The organism is Tepidimonas sp. HKU77, from assembly GCF_049728535.1.
GTDB lineage: Bacteria > Pseudomonadota > Gammaproteobacteria > Burkholderiales > Burkholderiaceae_C > Tepidimonas.
This window is the reverse complement of the sequence record NZ_CP187300.1, coordinates 2,154,061-2,172,101: the sequence shown is the minus strand read 5'-3', so window position 1 is coordinate 2,172,101 and position 18,041 is coordinate 2,154,061. Positions and strand designations below refer to the sequence as shown.

At 65.8% G+C, this 18,041-nt stretch carries 18 protein-coding genes; 12 read left to right on the top strand and 6 right to left on the bottom strand.

Going from position 1 to position 18,041, the window contains the following annotated elements; genetic code table 11:
* Positions 1–13 precede the first annotated feature (13 nt).
* Positions 14–1,210, bottom strand: a complete 1,197-nt coding sequence (locus tag ACPP3B_RS10485; protein ID WP_424858945.1) for a diguanylate cyclase — start codon at positions 1,208–1,210, stop codon at positions 14–16.
* 45 nt (positions 1,211–1,255) lie between these two features.
* Here ACPP3B_RS10485 and ACPP3B_RS10480 point away from each other — a divergent pair, with 45 nt between their 5' ends.
* Positions 1,256–1,525: a DUF167 domain-containing protein gene (locus ACPP3B_RS10480; RefSeq protein ID WP_299019777.1), complete on the top strand. Its 270-nt coding sequence runs from the start codon at positions 1,256–1,258 to the stop codon at positions 1,523–1,525.
* On the opposite strand, the gene ACPP3B_RS10475 is transcribed toward ACPP3B_RS10480, so the two are convergent.
* A complete protein-coding gene (locus ACPP3B_RS10475) occupies positions 1,522–2,166 on the bottom strand; it encodes a TetR/AcrR family transcriptional regulator (RefSeq protein ID WP_424858944.1) in 645 nt (214 codons plus the stop codon). The two genes, ACPP3B_RS10480 and ACPP3B_RS10475, sit on opposite strands and share 4 nt — an antisense overlap.
* 72 nt (positions 2,167–2,238) lie before the next feature.
* Between ACPP3B_RS10475 and ACPP3B_RS10470 the strand changes: the two genes are divergently transcribed.
* Together ACPP3B_RS10470 and ACPP3B_RS10465 are read left to right on the top strand one after the other, a co-directional pair.
* On the top strand, positions 2,239–3,321 hold the full coding sequence (locus ACPP3B_RS10470) for an efflux RND transporter periplasmic adaptor subunit (RefSeq protein WP_424858943.1): 1,083 nt from the start codon (positions 2,239–2,241) through the stop codon (positions 3,319–3,321).
* Positions 3,318–6,389, top strand: coding sequence for an efflux RND transporter permease subunit (locus tag ACPP3B_RS10465; protein ID WP_299019783.1), 3,072 nt, complete (start codon positions 3,318–3,320; stop codon positions 6,387–6,389). The genes ACPP3B_RS10470 and ACPP3B_RS10465 overlap by 4 nt, the downstream gene beginning before the upstream one ends.
* A gap of 36 nt (positions 6,390–6,425) precedes the next feature.
* Here ACPP3B_RS10465 and coaBC read toward each other — a convergent pair whose 3' ends face one another.
* Entirely contained in the window at positions 6,426–7,667 is a 1,242-nt protein-coding gene (gene coaBC, locus ACPP3B_RS10460; RefSeq protein WP_424858942.1) for a bifunctional phosphopantothenoylcysteine decarboxylase/phosphopantothenate--cysteine ligase CoaBC, read from the bottom strand.
* 131 nt (positions 7,668–7,798) lie between these two features.
* Here coaBC and ACPP3B_RS10455 point away from each other — a divergent pair, with 131 nt between their 5' ends.
* Genes ACPP3B_RS10455 through ftsB form a run of 7 tightly spaced genes read left to right on the top strand, consistent with a single transcriptional unit; the run spans position 7,799 to position 13,782 of the window.
* Entirely contained in the window at positions 7,799–9,466 is a 1,668-nt protein-coding gene (locus ACPP3B_RS10455) for a CTP synthase (RefSeq protein WP_299019992.1), read from the top strand.
* A complete protein-coding gene (kdsA, locus tag ACPP3B_RS10450) occupies positions 9,463–10,320 on the top strand; it encodes a 3-deoxy-8-phosphooctulonate synthase (protein ID WP_068609091.1) in 858 nt (285 codons plus the stop codon). Before ACPP3B_RS10455 ends, kdsA begins: the two co-directional genes overlap by 4 nt.
* Positions 10,317–11,231 carry a DNA-methyltransferase gene (locus tag ACPP3B_RS10445; protein ID WP_082955504.1) on the top strand — a complete coding sequence of 305 codons (915 nt, stop codon included), beginning with the start codon at positions 10,317–10,319 and terminating at the stop codon, positions 11,229–11,231. Before kdsA ends, ACPP3B_RS10445 begins: the two co-directional genes overlap by 4 nt.
* A complete protein-coding gene (locus tag ACPP3B_RS10440; RefSeq protein WP_156682282.1) occupies positions 11,232–11,777 on the top strand; it encodes a hypothetical protein in 546 nt (181 codons plus the stop codon).
* A 32-nt stretch (positions 11,778–11,809) separates the two neighbouring features.
* Positions 11,810–12,100 carry a DUF1330 domain-containing protein gene (locus ACPP3B_RS10435; RefSeq protein WP_068609089.1) on the top strand — a complete coding sequence of 97 codons (291 nt, stop codon included), beginning with the start codon at positions 11,810–11,812 and terminating at the stop codon, positions 12,098–12,100.
* Between the two features lie 36 nt (positions 12,101–12,136).
* Positions 12,137–13,435 (top strand): phosphopyruvate hydratase, encoded by a 1,299-nt coding sequence (gene eno / locus ACPP3B_RS10430; RefSeq protein ID WP_424858941.1) that lies wholly within the window; start codon positions 12,137–12,139, stop codon positions 13,433–13,435.
* A gap of 17 nt (positions 13,436–13,452) precedes the next feature.
* Positions 13,453–13,782, top strand: a complete 330-nt coding sequence (ftsB, locus tag ACPP3B_RS10425) for a cell division protein FtsB (RefSeq protein ID WP_424858940.1) — start codon at positions 13,453–13,455, stop codon at positions 13,780–13,782.
* A 34-nt stretch (positions 13,783–13,816) separates the two neighbouring features.
* Here the strand turns inward: ftsB and ACPP3B_RS10420 are convergent, their stop codons facing one another.
* Positions 13,817–14,797 (bottom strand): Hsp33 family molecular chaperone HslO, encoded by a 981-nt coding sequence (locus ACPP3B_RS10420; RefSeq protein WP_424858939.1) that lies wholly within the window; start codon positions 14,795–14,797, stop codon positions 13,817–13,819.
* Positions 14,798–14,807: 10 nt separating this feature from the next.
* Positions 14,808–15,332 carry a gamma carbonic anhydrase family protein gene (locus tag ACPP3B_RS10415; protein ID WP_299019346.1) on the bottom strand — a complete coding sequence of 175 codons (525 nt, stop codon included), beginning with the start codon at positions 15,330–15,332 and terminating at the stop codon, positions 14,808–14,810.
* 49 nt (positions 15,333–15,381) lie between these two features.
* Here ACPP3B_RS10415 and ACPP3B_RS10410 point away from each other — a divergent pair, with 49 nt between their 5' ends.
* Positions 15,382–16,251: a ferritin-like domain-containing protein gene (locus ACPP3B_RS10410; protein ID WP_424860182.1), complete on the top strand. Its 870-nt coding sequence runs from the start codon at positions 15,382–15,384 to the stop codon at positions 16,249–16,251.
* A gap of 13 nt (positions 16,252–16,264) precedes the next feature.
* On the opposite strand, the gene xerD is transcribed toward ACPP3B_RS10410, so the two are convergent.
* The gene (gene xerD / locus ACPP3B_RS10405) at positions 16,265–17,173 is read right to left on the bottom strand and encodes a site-specific tyrosine recombinase XerD (protein WP_424858938.1); all 909 of its coding nucleotides are present in this window, start codon (positions 17,171–17,173) and stop codon (positions 16,265–16,267) included.
* Here xerD and gloB point away from each other — a divergent pair, their 5' ends adjacent.
* On the top strand, positions 17,174–17,989 hold the full coding sequence (gene gloB / locus ACPP3B_RS10400; RefSeq protein WP_424858937.1) for a hydroxyacylglutathione hydrolase: 816 nt from the start codon (positions 17,174–17,176) through the stop codon (positions 17,987–17,989).
* Positions 17,990–18,041 lie beyond the last annotated feature (52 nt).

The window sequence follows — 18,041 nt, the reverse complement described above, 5'->3', positions numbered from 1 at the left end:
CAAACCCGCCCAGTCAGCGGGTTTCGTTTTTTGCTAGGGACGATCGGTCCGATTTGAGGCAGCGAACGAACGCGCGGTTGCGGCCTTCGCGCTTGGCTTGATACAGCGCCTCATCTGCCATCCTCAGCAACACCGGCCAGTCCGGAAGGTCATCGCCACGCGCCACGACGGCTCCAATACTGACCGTCACGCTCGAACCCATCCCCGGCATCGGTGCATCCCCCACCGCGTGCCGCAGCTTCTCTGCCAACAAAGATGCGCTCTCGCAACCGGTGTCGGGCAACAGCAGCACGAATTCTTCCCCACCCCAGCGGGCCAGCCGGTCGGTTTGCCGGATCGAGCGCGACATGCGCGTGGCCGCCCCCACCAGTACCTGATCGCCGACCGCATGCCCGTGCGTGTCGTTGACCGCCTTGAAATGATCCAGATCGAGTATGAACAGTGCCAGCGGACTTCCCAGCCGCCGTGCCCGCGCCAGCTCGAGCGCAGCCTGACGCTCGAACTCGCGTCGGTTGAGCAGCCCCGTCAAAGCATCTTTGTTGGCAAGCCGCTCCAGCTCGGCACGCTGCGCCTGCAGCTGGCGATTGCTCTCAGCCAGCGCGCGTTGCAGCAGCTCGGTACGGACGAAATGGCGCCACGACAGGACGCTGATCAGCATCGCCAGCGCCGTGGCGGTCACCGCATTCATGCGACTCGTGGCCAGTTGGGCCGGATCTGACACCATCCACCCCAGCACCCCGGCCAGCCCAGCCCAGGCCAGGGTCAACACGATCAGCGCGGTGGCTGGCCGAAACAGGTACACGATCGCCATAGCGATCATCGCATTGACATATGCATTGACACTCGCCGTGACCGCTTGGTCGATAACGGTAACGGCGATCGCCCAGGCGATGATCAGCACGGCGGCGACCAAAGGCAACCCGCGATGCCAGCGAGTGAGTTCCGCTGCGCCGTGCACGCGGCGCGCAAGCACCGCGATCGTGACCGCGACGACAGCCATCCCGCCGTGGGCCAGCACGATCTGCCGCGCCCATGCATCGCGAATGGGATCATCGAAGCGCAGCAAGACGAAGACCCCCATGTGTGCGACATTGAGGATCAGCAAAACCCACGCCGCCAAACCCAACACGCGCACATTGCGCCTGAGCGCGGTGTCCCGAACTTGCCAGTCTTCCCCTGCCCAACGTTTCAGGGTGTCGATGATGGTCATGACGGGCCATGATACAAAATGCGCTTGGCATCGCGTTGAGATGACATGGCCCATATCGTCATCTATTGCCAACCCGGCGCGCGCCAGACCCGCGTGGTTGGCGAGCACGACGGCAAACCGAAGCTGCAACTGCACGCCCCACCCGTGGACGGCGCGGCCAACGCGGAGCTGGTTTCGTTCGTGGCGCAGCGCTGCGGAGTGCCGCGCTCGCGCGTGCGCATCGTACAAGGCCACACGGCCCGAACCAAGCGCGTGGAAGTGGAAGGCGTCGATGAAGCGGCCTTGCGTGCAGCGCTGACGGTCGACCCACCCTAAGGATCGGTCGCGCGGTTTTCGGGCGCGTAGCAACGGAGAAACAGGTCCACGACGTATTCGGCATGGGTGCGCCGCGCCGCCAGTCGATAGCGCTGCTGCGGCACCCGGTATAGCGACCGCACCAAATCCAGCCCCACCGCCATGCCGAGCAGCAGCTCCGCCGCCGCGGCGGGATCGTCGCAGTGCAAGTGCCCGTTGGCGTGCGCCGACGCCAGAAAGGCGGCCAAACGGCCGTGCGCTTGGGCCGGGCCACGTCGCCAGATGCCCTGTAGATCGACCCCGGCGCGCGGCAGGTCGCCCGACGCCTGCAGATAGCGCCGATGGTCCGGCCCGCACAGCAACCCGGCCAGATCGACCACGAATGCCTCCAGCTGTGTGCGCACACCCCCCGGTCCAGCAGTCGGCTGCAGTAACGCGCGAAAGACGCGCTCCGCGTCCCGGTTCACCAGTGCCTCGAGCAGCGCCTGTCGGCTCGGATAGCGCCGGTACAGCGTGGCCTTGGAGACCGCTGCCTCGTGGGCGATGCGCTCCATCGTCACGGCAGATGGACCATCGCGCTGCAGCACGCGTCGCACCGCGCGCAGGATCGCCTCGTCCTTGCGACGATCGACGGGGCGGCCTCGGGGCGTTGCGTTAGGCATGAGCGGCGGCTGGAGTTTTTCATTTACGGTACGATTCCGTTCAATTATCGTGGTTCGACTGGAATAGCCAAAATGCTTTTGCGATACCAACGTCTGTGGAGCGCCCGTGTGATGGTGGTGGTGGCCGCTGCTGGCTTGCTGGGTTGCCAGCGCGGGCCCGATGCCGCTGCGGAGGCGGCCGCGCCGCCACTCGTGCGCACCGCCACGATCGAACCGGCCCTCGGAGCGGCACAGGGCCTGTCGGGCACCGTGCGTGCGCGCGTCGAGGCGCCCTTGGCGTTCCAGGTGGGCGGACGCATCCTGGCCCGGCGCGTGGACGCGGGGCAGACGGTCCGTGCTGGCCAAGTGCTGTTCGAGCTGGATCCGGCGGACCTGGAGCAAGCGGTGCGTGCCGCCGAAGCCGACGCCGCGGCGGCCGAATCGGCATGGCGCACCGCGCAGGCCGACGTGGCGCGTGTGCGGGAGCTGCAGTCGCGCTCTTTCGTGAGTGCCCAGGCACTCGATCGCGCCGAGTTGACGCTGCGCGAGGCGCAAAGCCGCCGCGACGCTGCGGCCGCGCGGCTGGCGCAGGCGCGCAACGCCCGCGGTTATGCGCAGTTGCGCAGCCCTGGGGCGGGCGTGCTGGTGGACGTCAGCGGCCAGCCGGGGCAGGTGGTGGGAGCCGGCCAGCCGGTGGCGGTGCTCGCGCAGGCGGGCGAGCGCGAAGTCGAGGTCTACTTCCCCGACGGCGTGCTGCCCCCCGCGCAAGGAGAGGCCCTCCTGCCCGATGGCCAGCGCCGCCCACTGCGGCTGCGCGAGGCGGCCCCGATGGTCGATGCGCTGGCGCGCACCCGACGCGCGCGCTACAGCGTGGCGGATTTGCCCGCCACGGTGGCGCTGGGCAGCGTGGTCAGCGCACGCTTTGCGCTGCCCGGTGCGTCGGCGACCGCTGCGACCCGCTGGCGCGTGCCCATCGGCGCGCTGGACGAACGCGGCGAGGGCCCGCGCGTGTGGCGCGTGCGTGACGGGCGGCCTGAGCCGGTCGCCGTGCGCGTGCACCACACCGATGACCGCCACGCCACGGTCGAGGGCGGGCTGCAGGCGGGCGATCGTGTCATCGCGCTGGGCACGCACCTGATCCAGCCCGGCATGACGGTGCGGGAGCTGCCGCGATGAGCCTGCCCAACCTGTCGGCGCTGGCCGTGCGCGAGCGCGCCGTCACCCTGTTTCTGCTGATTTTGTCCGTGCTGGGCGGCATCTACGCATTCGCTTCGCTGGGGCGCGCTGAGGATCCAGCCTTCACCGTGCGCGTGATGCAGGTCAACGTGCTGTGGCCTGGCGCCACCGCACAGCAACTGCAGCAGCAGGTCGTGGACCGGCTGGAAAAACGCATTCAAGAGGTCGAGTACCTTTACCGCATCGAAACCACCGTGCGCCCCGGGCAGGCCACGCTGCAGGTGGAGTTTCACGACTACACCCCGCAGGCCAAGGTGGCCGAGCTGTTCTACCAGGTGCGCAAACGCATGTGGGATGCCCAGCGCGAGATGCCCGCAGGTGTCATCGGCCCGATCGCCAACGACGACTTCGCCGACGTGTACTTCAGCCTGCTGTCGCTGACCGCGCCGGGTCTGCCCATGGCCGATCTGGCGCGCGAAGCCGACCGCCTGCGCGACCAGCTGCAGCGCATCGATGGGGTGCACAAAGCGGTGCTGATCGGCGAGCGCACCGAGCGCGTATTCGTCGAGTTCGACAGTGCCCGCCTGGTCAACTTAGGGCTGTCGCCGCAAGCGATCTTCGAGGCCATCGACGCGAGCAACCGGCTCGTGCCCACCGGACGGCTCGAAACCGACGGCCCGCGCTTGTACATTCGGCTCGACGCCGATTTGTCCGACCCACAGGCGCTGGCCGCGCTGCCCATCCGCGCCGGGCAAAAGGTGATCCGCCTGGGCGATATTGCGACCATCCGCCGCGGCTATGAAGAACCGCCCACCTACCTCGTGCGCGCGCGCGGGCAGGACGCGGTGCTGATTGGCGTCGTCATGAACAAGGGTGAAAACGGCCTGGCGCTGGGCCAGCGGCTGGAGCGCTACCTGCAAGCCGAAAAGGCCGAGCTGCCCCTGGGCATGGAGCTGACGCAGCTCACCAACCAAGCCGACGCCATCCGCAAGGCGGTGGACCTATTCCAGATCAAATTTCTGGTCGCGGTGGCCGTGGTCATGGGCGTGAGCATGCTCGCCATCGGCCTGCGCGCCGGGCTGATCGTGGGCATTGCGGTCCCCGTGACGCTGGGTTTGAGCTTTCTGGTCTTCAAGGCCATGGGCATCAACCTGGATCGCATCACGCTCGGCGCGCTCATCATCTCGCTCGGTCTGCTGGTGGACGACGCCATCATCTCGGTGGAGATGATGCTGGTCAAGATGGAGGAAGGCTGGGATCGCATCCGCGCCGCGGCCCACGCCTGGAACGTGACCGCGGCCCCCATGTTGTTTGGCACGCTGGTGACGGTGGCAGGGTTTTTACCGATCGGCTTTGCGCGCTCGGGCGTGGGCGAATACGCGGGCAACATCTTCTGGGTGTTGGGCGTCAGTCTCCTCGTGTCGTGGGTGGTGGCGGTGACCTTTGCGCCCTACCTGGGGGTCAAGCTGCTGCGCGACGTGCCGCCTGAGCAGCGCCACGCGCACGATGCGCTGTACCAGACGCCCGCCTACCGGCGGCTGCGGGCGCTGGTGTCGTGGTGCGTGGTGCACCGCAAGACGGTGGTCGCGGGCACGGTGGCGCTGCTGGTGCTGTCGGCCGTCGGCATGGCGACGGTCGTGCAAAAACAGTTCTTCCCCAGCAGCGACCGTACCGAGGTGTTGGTCAGCGTCTATCTGCCGCAAGGCACCTCGATCGCGGTGACGGATCGCACCGTGCGCCGGTTGGAGGCGATCTTGTCGCCCATGCCCGAGGTCAAGACGCTGTCGGCCTACGTGGGCGCGGGCGCGCCGCGCTTCTTCATCTCGGCCAACCCCGAGCCGCCCAACCCCGCGTTTGGCAAGCTCATCGTGCTGGCCCACGATCAGGCGGGACGCGACCGCATCATCGCCGCGCTGCAACAACACATTCGCGATGGCGAATTTCCCGAGGCGCGCATCCGCGTCGCGCGGCTGCTGTACGGCCCCCCGGTGGCATGGCCGGTGCAGTTCCGCGTCTTTGGACCCGACCCCAACCAGGTACGCGCCATCGCCCACCGCGTGCGCACTGTGATGGAAGCCAACCCCCACGTCGTGGACCCGCACCTGGAGTGGGACGAGCGCATGCCGGTGCTGCACCTGCGCGCCGACGCCGATCGACTGCGCCTGATGGGCCTGACCCCGCAAGACGTGGCGCAGCAACTGCAGTTCTTGCTCGACGGGGTGCCCGTGGCGCAGCTGCGGCGCGACACGCGCACGGTGGACTTGGTGGCGCGCGGCGCGTCGGGGGGTGTCCGGCTGGACGTGCAGTCGCTCGCCGGGCTGGAGCTGCTCAACCGCGACGGGCGCAAGGTCCCCGTGACCCAGCTCGGCACGCTGGAGGTGCGCTACGAAGAACCCGTCATCAAACGCTATAACCGCGAGCCGTTCGTGGCCGTGCAGGCCGAAATCCACGGCGCACAGCCCAACGATGTGACCGCCGCGGTCTGGAAGGCGCTCGAACCCGTGCGCGCCGAGCTGCCCCCAGGATACCGGCTGGCCATCGGAGGCTCGGTGGAGCAGTCCGAAAAAGCCAACCTCTCGATCCAAAAACTGCAACCGCTGATGGTGGCGGCGATGCTGATTTTCATCATGCTGCAGATGCGATCCTTTGCCGGTACGTTCATGGTGGTGGCCACCGCGCCCCTTGGCCTGATCGGGGCGGTGCTGGCGCTACTCGTCTTTCAGCAACCGTTTGGCTTCGTGGCACTGTTGGGGTTGACCGGGCTGGCGGGCATCCTGATGCGCAACACGCTCATCCTGACGCAGCAGGTGGCCGACAATTTCGAAGCGGGCATGGGCCCATTCGACGGCGTGGTGGAAGCGGCAGTGCAACGCGCGCGGCCTGTCGTGCTGACGGCCATGGCGGCGGTGCTGGCCTTCGTGCCGCTGACGCAAGACAGCTTTTGGGGGCCACTGGCCTACGTGCTCATCGGCGGGGTGGCCGTCGGCACGGCGATCACGCTGCTGTTCGTGCCGGCGCTGTATGCGCTGTGGTTCCGCATCCGGCCCGACGGCGCCCCCGCTACCTGAGCGGGCGTTGGTGGACAGAAGGGGCGGCCGCAGCCCCTACTGGCCGCGATCTCCCGCGCCGGCGTCGGTGCCGAGTCGGCGCGCGATCTCGCGCACCAACTGCCGCGCCAGCGCGATCTTGCTGGCGGGTGGCAGCTCCACCGTCTCGCGCTCATCCACCAGCCACAACGCATTGTCGTCGCGCCCAAAAGTGGCGGGGCCGATATTGCCCACCAGCAGCGGCACGCCCTTGCGTACCCGCTTGGCCTGGGCATGGGCCAGCACGTCGTGGCTTTCGGCAGCAAAACCCACGCAATACAACTCGCCACGCTGCGCCCGGGGTGAGGCTGCCACGGTAGCGAGGATGTCGGGGTTTTCCACGAACGTCAGTGCCGGTGGCTGCCCGCTGCCGTCTTTCTTGAGCTTGTGCGTGGCCGCCTGCGCCGGACGCCAGTCGGCCACCGCTGCGGCGGCGATGAAGATGTTGACCTCGTGCACGTGCGCCAGCACCGCGTCCAGCATCTGCTGCGCCGACCGCACGTCCACCCGGTGCACGCCGCGTGGCGTGCGCAAATGCACCGGACCGGCCACCAGCGTCACGTCGGCCCCCGCCTCGCGCGCGGCGCGCGCCAGCGCGAAGCCCATCTTGCCACTGCTGTGGTTGGTGATGCCGCGCACGGGGTCGATGGCCTCGAACGTCGGCCCGGCGGTGATGAGCACACGCTGCCCAGCCAGCACCTGGGGGCTGAGGCACGCCACCACGTCCTCCAGAATCTCCTCGGGCTCCAGCATGCGGCCGTCGCCCACCTCGCCGCACGCTTGCTCGCCCTGCCCCACGCCCAGCACGGTGGCCCCGTCGGCCTGCACCTGCGCCAGGTTACGCTGTGTGGCCGGATGGGCCCACATCTCGCGGTTCATGGCCGGCGCCAGCAGCAGCGGCACGCGCTCGATGGGCCGCGCCAGGCACAGCAGGGTCAAAATCTCGGCCGCGCGGCCCTGCGCCAGTTGGGCAATCAGGTCGGCGCTGGCGGGCGCCACCACGATGGCGTCGGCCGTGCGCCCCAGGTTGATGTGGGCCATGGCGTTGGGCTCGCGCAAGTCCCACTGCGTGGTGACGACGGGCCGGCCGCTCAGGGCCTGCATCGTCACCGGCGTGATGAACTGAGCCGCCGCCTCGGTCATGACCACCTGCACCGCGGCACCCGCGCGCACCAACAGGCGGCACAGCTCCGCCGACTTGTAGCAGGCGATGCCACCAGACAGACCAAGGACGATGGATTTGCCGTCGAGTTCTTTCATGCGAGCGCACTATACCGCTGACAGCCTGCTCGCGGGCCATGCGTGGCAAGCTCACGAGGGGCTGGCAGCACCGCAGCGGCTTTTATAATCGGCCTTTCCATAGACGGGCCGGGATCGGCCCGCCCAACGTCATGACCAAATACGTGTTCGTCACTGGCGGCGTGGTGTCCTCTCTGGGCAAGGGCATCGCCTCCGCGTCGCTGGCTGCGCTGCTGGAGTCGCGCGGCCTGCGCGTCACCCTCATCAAACTCGACCCCTACCTCAACGTCGACCCGGGCACCATGAGCCCGTTCCAACACGGCGAGGTGTTCGTCACCGACGACGGCGCCGAGACCGACCTCGACCTGGGTCACTACGAGCGCTTCATCACCACGCGCATGAAGCGCAGCAACAACTTCACCACGGGCCAGATCTACAAGTCCGTGCTGGAGAAGGAGCGCCGCGGCGACTACCTGGGCAAGACGGTGCAGGTCATTCCGCACGTCACCAACGAAATCCAGACCTTCATCCAGCGTGGTGCCGAAGGGGTGGACGTGGCGATCGCCGAAATCGGCGGCACGGTGGGCGACATCGAGTCGCTGCCGTTTCTGGAAGCGGCGCGACAGATGAGCCTGCGCTTGGGGCCCAACAACGCGGCCTTCGTGCACCTGACCTACGTGCCCTACATCGCCGCCGCGGGCGAGCTCAAGACCAAGCCGACGCAGCACACGGTGCAAAAGCTGCGCGAGATCGGCATCCAGCCCGACGCGCTGCTGTGTCGCGCCGACCGCGTCATCCCCGACGAGGAGCGCGAAAAGATCAGCCTCTTTACCAACGTGCCGCTGTGGGGCGTGATCTCTATGCCCGACGTGGACACCATCTACAAAGTGCCGCGCGTGCTGCATGAGCAGGGGCTCGATGGCCTGATCTGTGACAAGCTGCGCCTGCACACCCCGCCGGCCAACCTCAAGCGCTGGGACGACTTGGTCTACGAGGTCGAGCACCCGCAGGGCGAGGTGCGCATCGCCATGGTCGGCAAGTATGTGGACCTGTCCGACAGCTACAAGTCGCTCAACGAGGCGCTGCGCCACGCCGGCCTGAAAAACCACGTGCGCGTGGCCATCACCTATATCGACTCGGAAACGCTGGACGACGACAAAGTCGCCGAGCGCCTGGGTGGCTTCGACGCCATCCTGGTGCCGGGTGGCTTTGGCAAGCGCGGTGTGGAGGGCAAGATCCGCGCCGCGCGCTACGCGCGCGAGCAGCGCGTGCCCTACCTGGGCATTTGCCTAGGGATGCAGGTGGCGACGATTGAGTTTGCGCGCCATGTGGCGGGACTGGAGGGCGCCAACTCCACCGAGTTCGACCCGCACACCCCGCACCCGGTGATCGCGCTCATCGACGAATGGCTCGACGCCGACGGCACACTGCAAAAGCGCGACGCCAACACCGACCTGGGCGGCACCATGCGGCTGGGGGCGCAAAGCGCCGACGTGCTGCCGGGCACACTCGCCTACCAAATCTACGGCCCGGTGGTCACCGAACGGCACCGCCACCGCTACGAGGCCAACACCCAATACCTGGACCGGCTGCGTCAGGCGGGGTTGGTGATTTCGGCCCTCACCCAGCGCGAGCAACTCACCGAAATCGTGGAGCTGCCGCAGGACGTACACCCGTGGTTCATGGGGGTGCAATTCCACCCCGAATTCAAGTCCACCCCCTGGGACGGGCATCCGCTGTTCAACGCCTACATCGCGGCGGCGCTGCGGCACCAGCAGCAGCGCGCGCCACAAACCACCCCGGAGGTCGCATCGGCATGAATCTGTGCGGATTCGAGGTCGGCCTGCACCGGCCTTTTTTTCTGATCGCTGGGCCCTGCGTGGTCGAGAGCGAGCAGCTGCAGATGGACGTGGCCGGCGAGCTCAAGGCCATCACGGCCGAGCTTGGCATCCCCTTCATCTTCAAGAGCAGCTACGACAAGGCCAACCGCTCGAGTGGCCAGTCATACCGTGGTCCGGGGCGGGAGCGCGGGCTGGAGATTCTGGCACGCGTGCGGCGCGACGTCGGTGTGCCGGTCCTGACCGACGTACACACCGAGGCCGAGGTGCCCGAGGTGGCTGCGGTGGTGGATGTGCTGCAGACGCCGGCATTCCTGTGCCGCCAGACCGACTTCATCCGTGCCGTGGCGCAAAGCGGCAAACCGGTCAACATCAAAAAAGGGCAGTTCCTGGCACCCCAGGACATGAAAAACGTCATCGACAAGGCGCGCGCCGCCGCGCGCGAGGCGGGTCTGAGCGAAGACCGCTTTCTGGCCTGCGAGCGCGGCGTGAGCTTCGGTTATCACAACCTGGTGTCGGACATGCGCAGTCTGGCCATCATGCGCGAGACGGGCGCGCCCGTCGTGTTCGACGCCACGCACTCGGTGCAGCTGCCCGGTGGCCAGGGCACCAGCAGCGGCGGCCAGCGCGAGTTCGTGCCGGTGCTGGCGCGGGCGGCGGTGGCCGTCGGCATCGCCGGCCTGTTCATGGAGACGCACCCCAACCCCGCGCAGGCGCTGTCGGATGGGCCGAATGCCGTGCCCCTGAAGCACATGCGGGCCCTGTTGGAGACCTTGGTCGCGCTCGACCAGGTCACCAAACGGCAGGGTTTTCTGGAAAACCGGATAAAGTCATGATTCAAACAAATTTTGACGCACGCGGGCTCATTTTTTACTGCGATAATCTCGACGTCCTAAGAAAATTACCATCAGAGTCAATAGATATGATTTACATTGATCCGCCATTCAATACCGGAAAAAACCAGACGAGAACGCAAATAACGGTACAGCAAACGAACAATGGGGATAGAATAGGTTTTCAAGGTAGGCGCTACAAAACCATTGAAATAGGAACAATGAAATTCAAAGATATTTTTGACGACTATATAGCCTTCCTTGAACCGCGTCTTACAGAGGCGCACAGAGTTTTGGCAGAACACGGCTCACTTTACTTCCATATCGATTACAGAGAGGCGCATTATTGCAAGGTTCTTCTAGATCAAATTTTCGGAAGAGAACAATTTTTAAATGAGATCGTTTGGGCATATGATTACGGTGGCCGACCAAAAGACAGGTGGCCACCAAAGCATGATAATATACTGTTTTATGCAAAAAAACGGGGCAGACACCTATTCAATTCCGAACAAGTCGAGCGAATTCCTTATATGGCCCCTTCGCTAGTTGGACCTGAAAAGGCAGCTCGCGGAAAACTACCAACTGATACATGGTGGCACACGATAGTCCCAACAAACGGAAAAGAAAAAACTGGTTATCCAACCCAAAAACCACTAGGAATAATACGACGAATGATTCAGGCGTCATCACCACCGAACGGCATAATCTTAGATTTTTTCGCTGGAAGCGGAACGACGGGACATGCAGCTATAGAGCTTGGGAGAAGGTTTATACTAGTTGACAATAATCTTGATGCTCTACAAACAATGTCAAGAAGATTCGAAAAATTTGATGAAATCCAATGGATTGGATTTAGCCCAAACAAGGTTACTCGCCAGAATCGTGAACTTTTTACCACAGAGGAGGAGCGTTAAATGCACACCTACCCATCAGACCCCGAAGTTCGCCTTTTAGCTAGTATTGCAGAAGCAATAAAGCCAGACTACGTAAACAACCAGGAAGATGATCCGTGGGCGAGGAGTCCCTTTGGATGGATTAAATCAAGACCATCACGACAGGTTGGAAAAATTGGTGAGCAGCTAGTGGCAGGCTGGTGCGCCGCAAAAGGATTCAATGTAAACAGAAGTAGTAGCTCGGAAGCCGATAGAATTATTGAAAACAAACTAGTCGAGATAAAATTCTCCACCCTCTGGGAAACAGGTATATATAAGTTCCAACAGATCAGGGATCAAAATTATGATTTTGTATTTTGCCTTGGGATTTCCCCATTAGATGCTCACTGTTGGGTGATTTCTAAAGAGACATTGAAAAAACATGTGATCGGGGTAACACCCCAACATACCGGAGCTAGAGGAAGCGACACTTTCTGGATATCGGTTGACCCACGAAACCCACCGCCATGGCTCAAACGATATGGAGACCGTTTAGCCGACGCTTACAAAATCATAAGCAATTGGTGAGTCGAGTGAAGAAGATAAATTAGGAGATTTTCATGCCTTGCGGCTATATCATCGCCTCGGTCACGGTGACCAACCCCGAGCAGTACGAGGAATACAAGCGCTGGTCCACGGCCGCGATTCAAGTGCACGGCGCCGAGGTGCTGGTGCGAGGCGGCCGCGTCGAAGTGCTGGAAGGCGACTGGAGCCCCGGCCGCACGGTGGTGCTGCGGTTTCCCTCGTTCGAGGCGGCGCGCGCGTTTCACGACTCGCCCGAATACCGGCGCGCGCGCGAGGCGCGTGCCGGAGCCGCCATCATGCGCATGGTCTGCGTCGAGGGCATTTGACGTTTTCTGGTTTTTCACATCGAGCAAAGGCAACCCATGAGTGCAATCGTTGACATCGTCGGCCGCGAGATTCTGGACAGCCGCGGCAACCCCACCGTCGAGTGCGACGTGCTGTTGGAGTCCGGCGTGATGGGCCGCGCGGCGGTACCGTCCGGTGCCTCCACCGGCAGCCGCGAAGCGATCGAGCTGCGCGACGGCGACCCGACCCGCTACGGCGGCAAGGGCGTGCTCAAGGCGGTCGAGCACATCAACACCGAAATCTCGGAAGCGGTGCTCGGCCTGGACGCGAGCGAACAGGCCTTTTTGGACAAAACCCTGATCGACCTCGACGGCACCGAAAACAAAAGCCGCCTGGGGGCCAACGCGATGTTGGCCGTGTCGATGGCGGTGGCACGTGCCGCGGCCGAAGAGTCGGGCCTGCCGCTGTACCGCTACTTCGGCGGCAGCTCGGCAGTGCAAATGCCCGTGCCCATGATGAACGTCATCAACGGCGGCGCGCACGCTAACAACAACCTGGACCTGCAGGAATTCATGATCCTGCCGGTGGGGGCGCCCAGCTTCCGCGAGGCGATTCGCTGGGGCGCGGAGGTCTTTCACGCCCTCAAAAAGATCATTCACGACCGCGGCATGAGTACCGCCGTCGGCGACGAAGGGGGGTTTGCGCCCAGCGTGGCCAACCACGAAGCCGCCATCCAGCTCATCCTGGAAGCCATCGACAAGGCTGGCTATACCGCAGGTGCGCAGATCGCGCTTGGCCTGGACTGCGCCGCCAGCGAATTCTGCAAGAGCGGCCCAGACGGCCAAAAGACGTACCACCTCGCGGGCGAAGGGTTGGTGCTCAGTGCCGCCGAGTGGACCAACATCCTGGCCACCTGGTGCGACAAGTACCCCATCATCAGCATCGAAGACGGCATGGGCGAAGGTGATTGGGACGGCTGGGCGCTGCTGACCGAGCGCCTGGGTCGCCGGGTCCAGTTGGTTGGCGACGACCTGTTCGTCACCAACACCAAGATTTTGAAAGAAGGCATCCAAAAAGGGATCGCCAACTCGATCCTGATCAAGATCAACCAGATCGGCACGCTGACCGAGACGTTTGCCGCCATCGAGATGGCCAAGCGCGCGGGCTACACCGCCGTCATCAGCCACCGCTCCGGCGAAACAGAGGACAGCACGATCGCCGACATCGCGGTCGGCACCAACGCGGGCCAGATCAAAACCGGCTCGATGAGCCGCAGCGACCGCATGGCCAAGTACAACCAGCTGCTGCGTATCGAAGAAGATCTGGGCGACGTGGCCGTCTATCCCGGTCGGGACGTGTTTTATAACCTGCGCTGATCCGATTGCCCCCCACCATGCGCGCCCACTGGGTCACGGCGGTGTTGGTTGTGCTGCTGGCCGTGATCCACGGGCATATCTGGTGGGGCCGCGGCAGCGTCTCGCAGGTCGACGCGCTGCGCCGTGAGCTGGCCGAGCAGGAGCAGGCCAACGAACAGGCTCGCCTGCGCAACGAGCGCCTGGCAGCGGAAGTGCAGGACCTGCGCGAGGGGCTAGAGACGGTGGAAGAAATCGCCCGGCAGGAGTTAGGGCTGGTCAAACCCAACGAGATCTTCGTGCAGATTCAAGGCCCCGGCGCCACCCGCCCAACACCCGCGGCCGATTCATCGGCCGCAGCGCCACGCTGACCGCGGCGCGCACCGGCACCCCTGAGCAGCTCCCTCACTGTATGCGCGCCGACGACGGCGGCTGCTGCTCCTGCGTCAAAAACAGGCGCGCGGCGTCCACCGGATCGAACCGGTAGTGCTGCCCGCAAAAATCGCAACCGACATCGACCTCGCCGCGCTCGGCCAGGATCGATTCGATCTCGGCTATCCCGAGACCGCGCAGCATGGCCGCCACCCGCTCGCGCGAGCAGGTGCAGGCAAAACGCGGATGCGCCGCGGACGCGGGCAGCGCCAGCCGCAGCAGATTTTCTTGCCAAAACAGCCGGTGCAGAATGCGGTCGGCGTCCAGTCGCAGCAACTCCTCGGGTGTCAGGCTGCTGGCCAGCGTAGCGATGCGGTGAAAGTCCTCGTTGGCGTCGAACGCGTCCTCCTCGTGGACCACGGCCGAGGTGCGCGCCAAATTCGCCTCCCCGGTCGCCGGCATGCGCTGGATCAGTAAGCCGGCGGCGACTGTCTCGTCCGCGGCGAGCACGAGCCGCGTGTCGAGCTGCTCGCTCTGGCGCATGTAGTGACCGATCACATCGCTCAGGCGCGGCAGCGGGCGCCCCGTGGCGTCATGGAGCGGCACGACCCCCTGGTAGGGTTGCTGTCCCGGCTGGCGCTCGCGCGGGTCGAGCGTGATCACGCACCGCCCCTGACCCAGCGGATTGACCATCTGCCACAACGGCGTCTCTGACGCGACCTCGCCGCGCACGGTCGCGGTGGCGCGAAACGCCATGTCGGGCTGCACTTCGGCCACGGCCACTTTGACCGGCCCATCCCCCAGAATCTGCAGCACCAGCGCGCCGGCAAATTTGATGTTGCTGTGCAGCAGCACGGCGGCGGCCGTCATCTCACCCAACAGCTCGGTCACGGGCGGGGGATAGCCCCCCGCCGACGCCCGCCGCTGCAGCAACGCCTGCCAGTCGTCGGTCAGGCGCACCAAGGCGCCGCGCACGGGGACGCCGTCGAACAAAAACTTATGCAATTCGGACACGGCGACGCCTTCACCCGATGCGCTGCAGACCGCTGGCAAAGCGCCGCGCGTTTTCGATATAGTGGCGCGCGCTCCAGCGCAAGCCTTCGATCTGCTCGGGCGTGAGCTGACGCACCACCTTCGCGGGGCTACCCAGGATCATCGATCCATCGGGGAACTCCTTGCCCTCCGTGACCAGGGCCCCCGCCCCGACCAAGCAGTGCCGGCCGATACGCGCCCCGTTGAGCACCACGGCCCCAATGCCGATCAGCGACTCGTCCCCGATCGTGCAGCCGTGCAGCATGACCTGATGCCCCACGGTCACGTATTCGCCAATCGTGAGCGGGTAGCCGATGTCCGCATGCAGCACGCTGCCGTCCTGGATGTTGCTGCCGCGCCCCACGACGATGGGGTCGGTGTCGCCACGCAACACAGCGCCAAACCACACGCTCGTGTCTTCGGCCAGTTTGACACGCCCCATGACGGCGGCGGTGTCGGCCACGAACGCCGACGGGTGGACGTCAGGCACGAGATCGTCGAGTCGATAAATGCTCATCACTACAATTGTACGGATGCGCCCGCCGCCGTCCACTGCCCACCCCCGTATGGAGCTGCGCGCCCAGGCCCTGCAGGCGTTGACCGAGACCGACCCCGACGCCAAAGTGGCGCAGGTGCAGCGCCTGTGGCGCGCGTGGGACGAGCGCATCGCCCCGGGGGCAACGGCGGGTGAGGCAGGCGACGCACCGCTGGGGATCGACCCCGATGCCACCCTGACCCCACCCCCCGACCGACCGCTGCCGGGCCGGCCGGCGCGGCCGCACTTGATCGCACCGGGTTCGGTGCCGACTCGCTCGCCCTTCACCCTCGAGGGCCACGCCGCGCTGTTGCACGCCATTTGCCATATCGAGTTCAACGCCATCAACCTGGCGTTGGACGCGGTGTGGCGCTTCGCCCGGCTGCCGCTGGCGTTCTACCAGGACTGGCTGCGCGTGGCCGCCGAAGAGGCGCACCACTTCACGCTGCTGCGCGACCATCTACGCACACTCCCCCACCCAGGCGGTTCGCGCTGGGACTACGGCGACTTCGACGCGCACGATGGGCTGTGGACTATGTGCGAGCAAACCGCAGGGGACATCGTGGCGCGCATGGCGCTGGTGCCGCGCACGCTGGAGGCGCGTGGGCTGGATGCGACGCCGCTGATTCAAGCCAAGCTGCGGCGTGCCACCACCCCCGGCGCGCCGCAGACGTGTGCCGTTTTGGACATCATCCTGCACGACGAGGTCGGCCATGTCGCGATCGGCAACCACTGGTACCGCTGGCTATGCGTGCAGGCGGGGCTAGAGCCGGTGGCGCACTACCGGCACTTGGTGCGCACCTACCGCGCGCCGCGCCTGAAACCCCCGTACAACACCGAGGCGCGTGCGCGGGCAGGCTTCAGCGCAGAGGAATTGGCCTATCTGGAGCAGGCCGTCTGACCGGCCAAGGGGTTCAGCCCCCACCGCGCGGGTGGTGGCGTGCGTGTAAGGCACGCAGGCGCTCGCGCGCGACGTGCGTGTAGATGGTGGTGGTCGAGATGTCGGTGTGCCCCAGCAACAGTTGCACCGCCCGCAGGTCGGCCCCGTGGTTGAGCAGGTGCGTCGCGAAGGCATGGCGCAGTGTGTGCGGCGACAACGGTGCCACGATCCCCGCCGCGCGCGCGTAGCGCTTGACCAGCATCCAGAACATCACCCGGCTCATGGCCGCCCCGTGGCGCTCGGTGACGAACACGTCGTCCCCCGTGCGCCCGCTCATCAGCACCGGTCGTGCCTCAGCCAAATAGCGGCGCACCCAATCGGCGGCCACGTCGCCAAAAGGCACCAGCCGTTCCTTGCTGCCCTTGCCCGTGGTGCGCAGCACCTGGTCGGCCAGGCTCACCTCGAACAGCCGCAGCGCCACCAGTTCGCTCACGCGCAGCCCGGTGGCATACATCAGCTCCAGCATCGCTCGGTCGCGCAGGCCCAGTGGCTGGGACACGTCGGGCGCAGCAAGCAACGCCTCCACCTGTGCCTCGGTGAGGGTCTTGGGCACGCGCATCAGCCGCTTGGCCGACAGCAGCGGCAGCGTGGGGTCGGCCTGCAGCAGACCCTCACGCACCGCCCAACGGTAAAAGCGCCGGAAAACCGACAGGCGGCGGTTGCTGGAACTGGCCCGGCTGCCCGGCAGGCGCTGCGCCATGTAGGCCTGTAACTCGGCCGGGCCCGCCTGCAGCAGCCCCCGGCCAGATGCCGCGAGCCACTGCCCGAACGCTTGCACATCGCTGCGGTACGCGGCCAGCGTGCGCTCGGCCAGACCGTCCTCCAGCCACAGCGCGTCCACGAAACGATCGACCAAGGCATCATCGCCGGCTATCATCGCCATATGACGATGGTACCGTGTGGCGGCCCCTCCCGCGACGAAGCCTTGTGCGTCGAGGCCCTGCCCGCCTTCCAGGACAACTACATCTGGCTGCTGCACGATGGGCAGACGGCCTGGGTCGTCGATCCTGGCGATGCCGCCGTGGTACAACGAACCCTCGCCCAGCGCAGCCTTCGGCTGCAGGGCATTTTGCTGACCCATCACCACGCCGACCACGTTGGGGGCGTCGCGGCACTGCGTGCCGCCACTGGCTGCCGCGTGCTGGGCCCCGCTGGCGAATCCCTGCCGGGCCCGGTCGAGCCACTGCACGACGGCGACGTCGTGCCTGCCCTCGGTCAGGCTTGGCGCGTCCTCGCCGTGCCCGGCCACACCGCCGGTCACATCGCCTACGTCAACGACGGACCACCCGGCACGCCGCGGTGGCTGTTCTGCGGCGACACGCTGTTTTCCGCCGGCTGCGGGCGCCTGTTCGAGGGAACGCCCGCGCAAATGCTGGCGTCGCTGGACCGCCTGGCGGCGCTACCCGACGACACCCGGATCTGCTGCGCCCACGAGTACACCCTGTCCAACCTGCGCTTTGCGCGCGCGGTCGAGCCGGACAATACGGCACTCGCCGCCCACACCGTCTGGTGCGAGGCACGCCGCGCCGCAGGTGCGCCGACGCTGCCGAGCACGCTAGGCACGGAGCGCCACATCAACCCGTTTTTGCGCTGCCGGGAACCCGGCGTGCGCCGCGCGGTCCAGCAACGGGAACCCGCGGCCGACACGGATGTCGCCGTATTCGCCGCGCTGCGCCGCTGGAAAGACGGTTTTCGCTGACCGCGCGCGCCGCACCAGCGCTCGACCATGCGCCGCTGCGCCTCCTCTCGAC

Bases quoted from the DNA above. Each gene is read 5' to 3' on its own strand.
- ACPP3B_RS10485 (WP_424858945.1), bottom strand. From the start codon at position 1,210: ATGACCATCATCGACACCCTGAAACGTTGGGCAGGGGAAGACTGGCAA.
- ACPP3B_RS10480 (WP_299019777.1), top strand. From the start codon at position 1,256: ATGGCCCATATCGTCATCTATTGCCAACCCGGCGCGCGCCAGACCCGC.
- ACPP3B_RS10475 (WP_424858944.1), bottom strand. From the start codon at position 2,166: ATGCCTAACGCAACGCCCCGAGGCCGCCCCGTCGATCGTCGCAAGGAC.
- ACPP3B_RS10470 (WP_424858943.1), top strand. From the start codon at position 2,239: ATGCTTTTGCGATACCAACGTCTGTGGAGCGCCCGTGTGATGGTGGTG.
- ACPP3B_RS10465 (WP_299019783.1), top strand. From the start codon at position 3,318: ATGAGCCTGCCCAACCTGTCGGCGCTGGCCGTGCGCGAGCGCGCCGTC.
- coaBC (WP_424858942.1), bottom strand. From the start codon at position 7,667: ATGAAAGAACTCGACGGCAAATCCATCGTCCTTGGTCTGTCTGGTGGC.
- ACPP3B_RS10455 (WP_299019992.1), top strand. From the start codon at position 7,799: ATGACCAAATACGTGTTCGTCACTGGCGGCGTGGTGTCCTCTCTGGGC.
- kdsA (WP_068609091.1), top strand. From the start codon at position 9,463: ATGAATCTGTGCGGATTCGAGGTCGGCCTGCACCGGCCTTTTTTTCTG.
- ACPP3B_RS10445 (WP_082955504.1), top strand. From the start codon at position 10,317: ATGATTCAAACAAATTTTGACGCACGCGGGCTCATTTTTTACTGCGAT.
- ACPP3B_RS10440 (WP_156682282.1), top strand. From the start codon at position 11,232: ATGCACACCTACCCATCAGACCCCGAAGTTCGCCTTTTAGCTAGTATT.
- ACPP3B_RS10435 (WP_068609089.1), top strand. From the start codon at position 11,810: ATGCCTTGCGGCTATATCATCGCCTCGGTCACGGTGACCAACCCCGAG.
- eno (WP_424858941.1), top strand. From the start codon at position 12,137: ATGAGTGCAATCGTTGACATCGTCGGCCGCGAGATTCTGGACAGCCGC.
- ftsB (WP_424858940.1), top strand. From the start codon at position 13,453: ATGCGCGCCCACTGGGTCACGGCGGTGTTGGTTGTGCTGCTGGCCGTG.
- ACPP3B_RS10415 (WP_299019346.1), bottom strand. From the start codon at position 15,332: ATGAGCATTTATCGACTCGACGATCTCGTGCCTGACGTCCACCCGTCG.
- ACPP3B_RS10410 (WP_424860182.1), top strand. From the start codon at position 15,382: ATGGAGCTGCGCGCCCAGGCCCTGCAGGCGTTGACCGAGACCGACCCC.
- xerD (WP_424858938.1), bottom strand. From the start codon at position 17,173: ATGGCGATGATAGCCGGCGATGATGCCTTGGTCGATCGTTTCGTGGAC.
- gloB (WP_424858937.1), top strand. From the start codon at position 17,174: ATGACGATGGTACCGTGTGGCGGCCCCTCCCGCGACGAAGCCTTGTGC.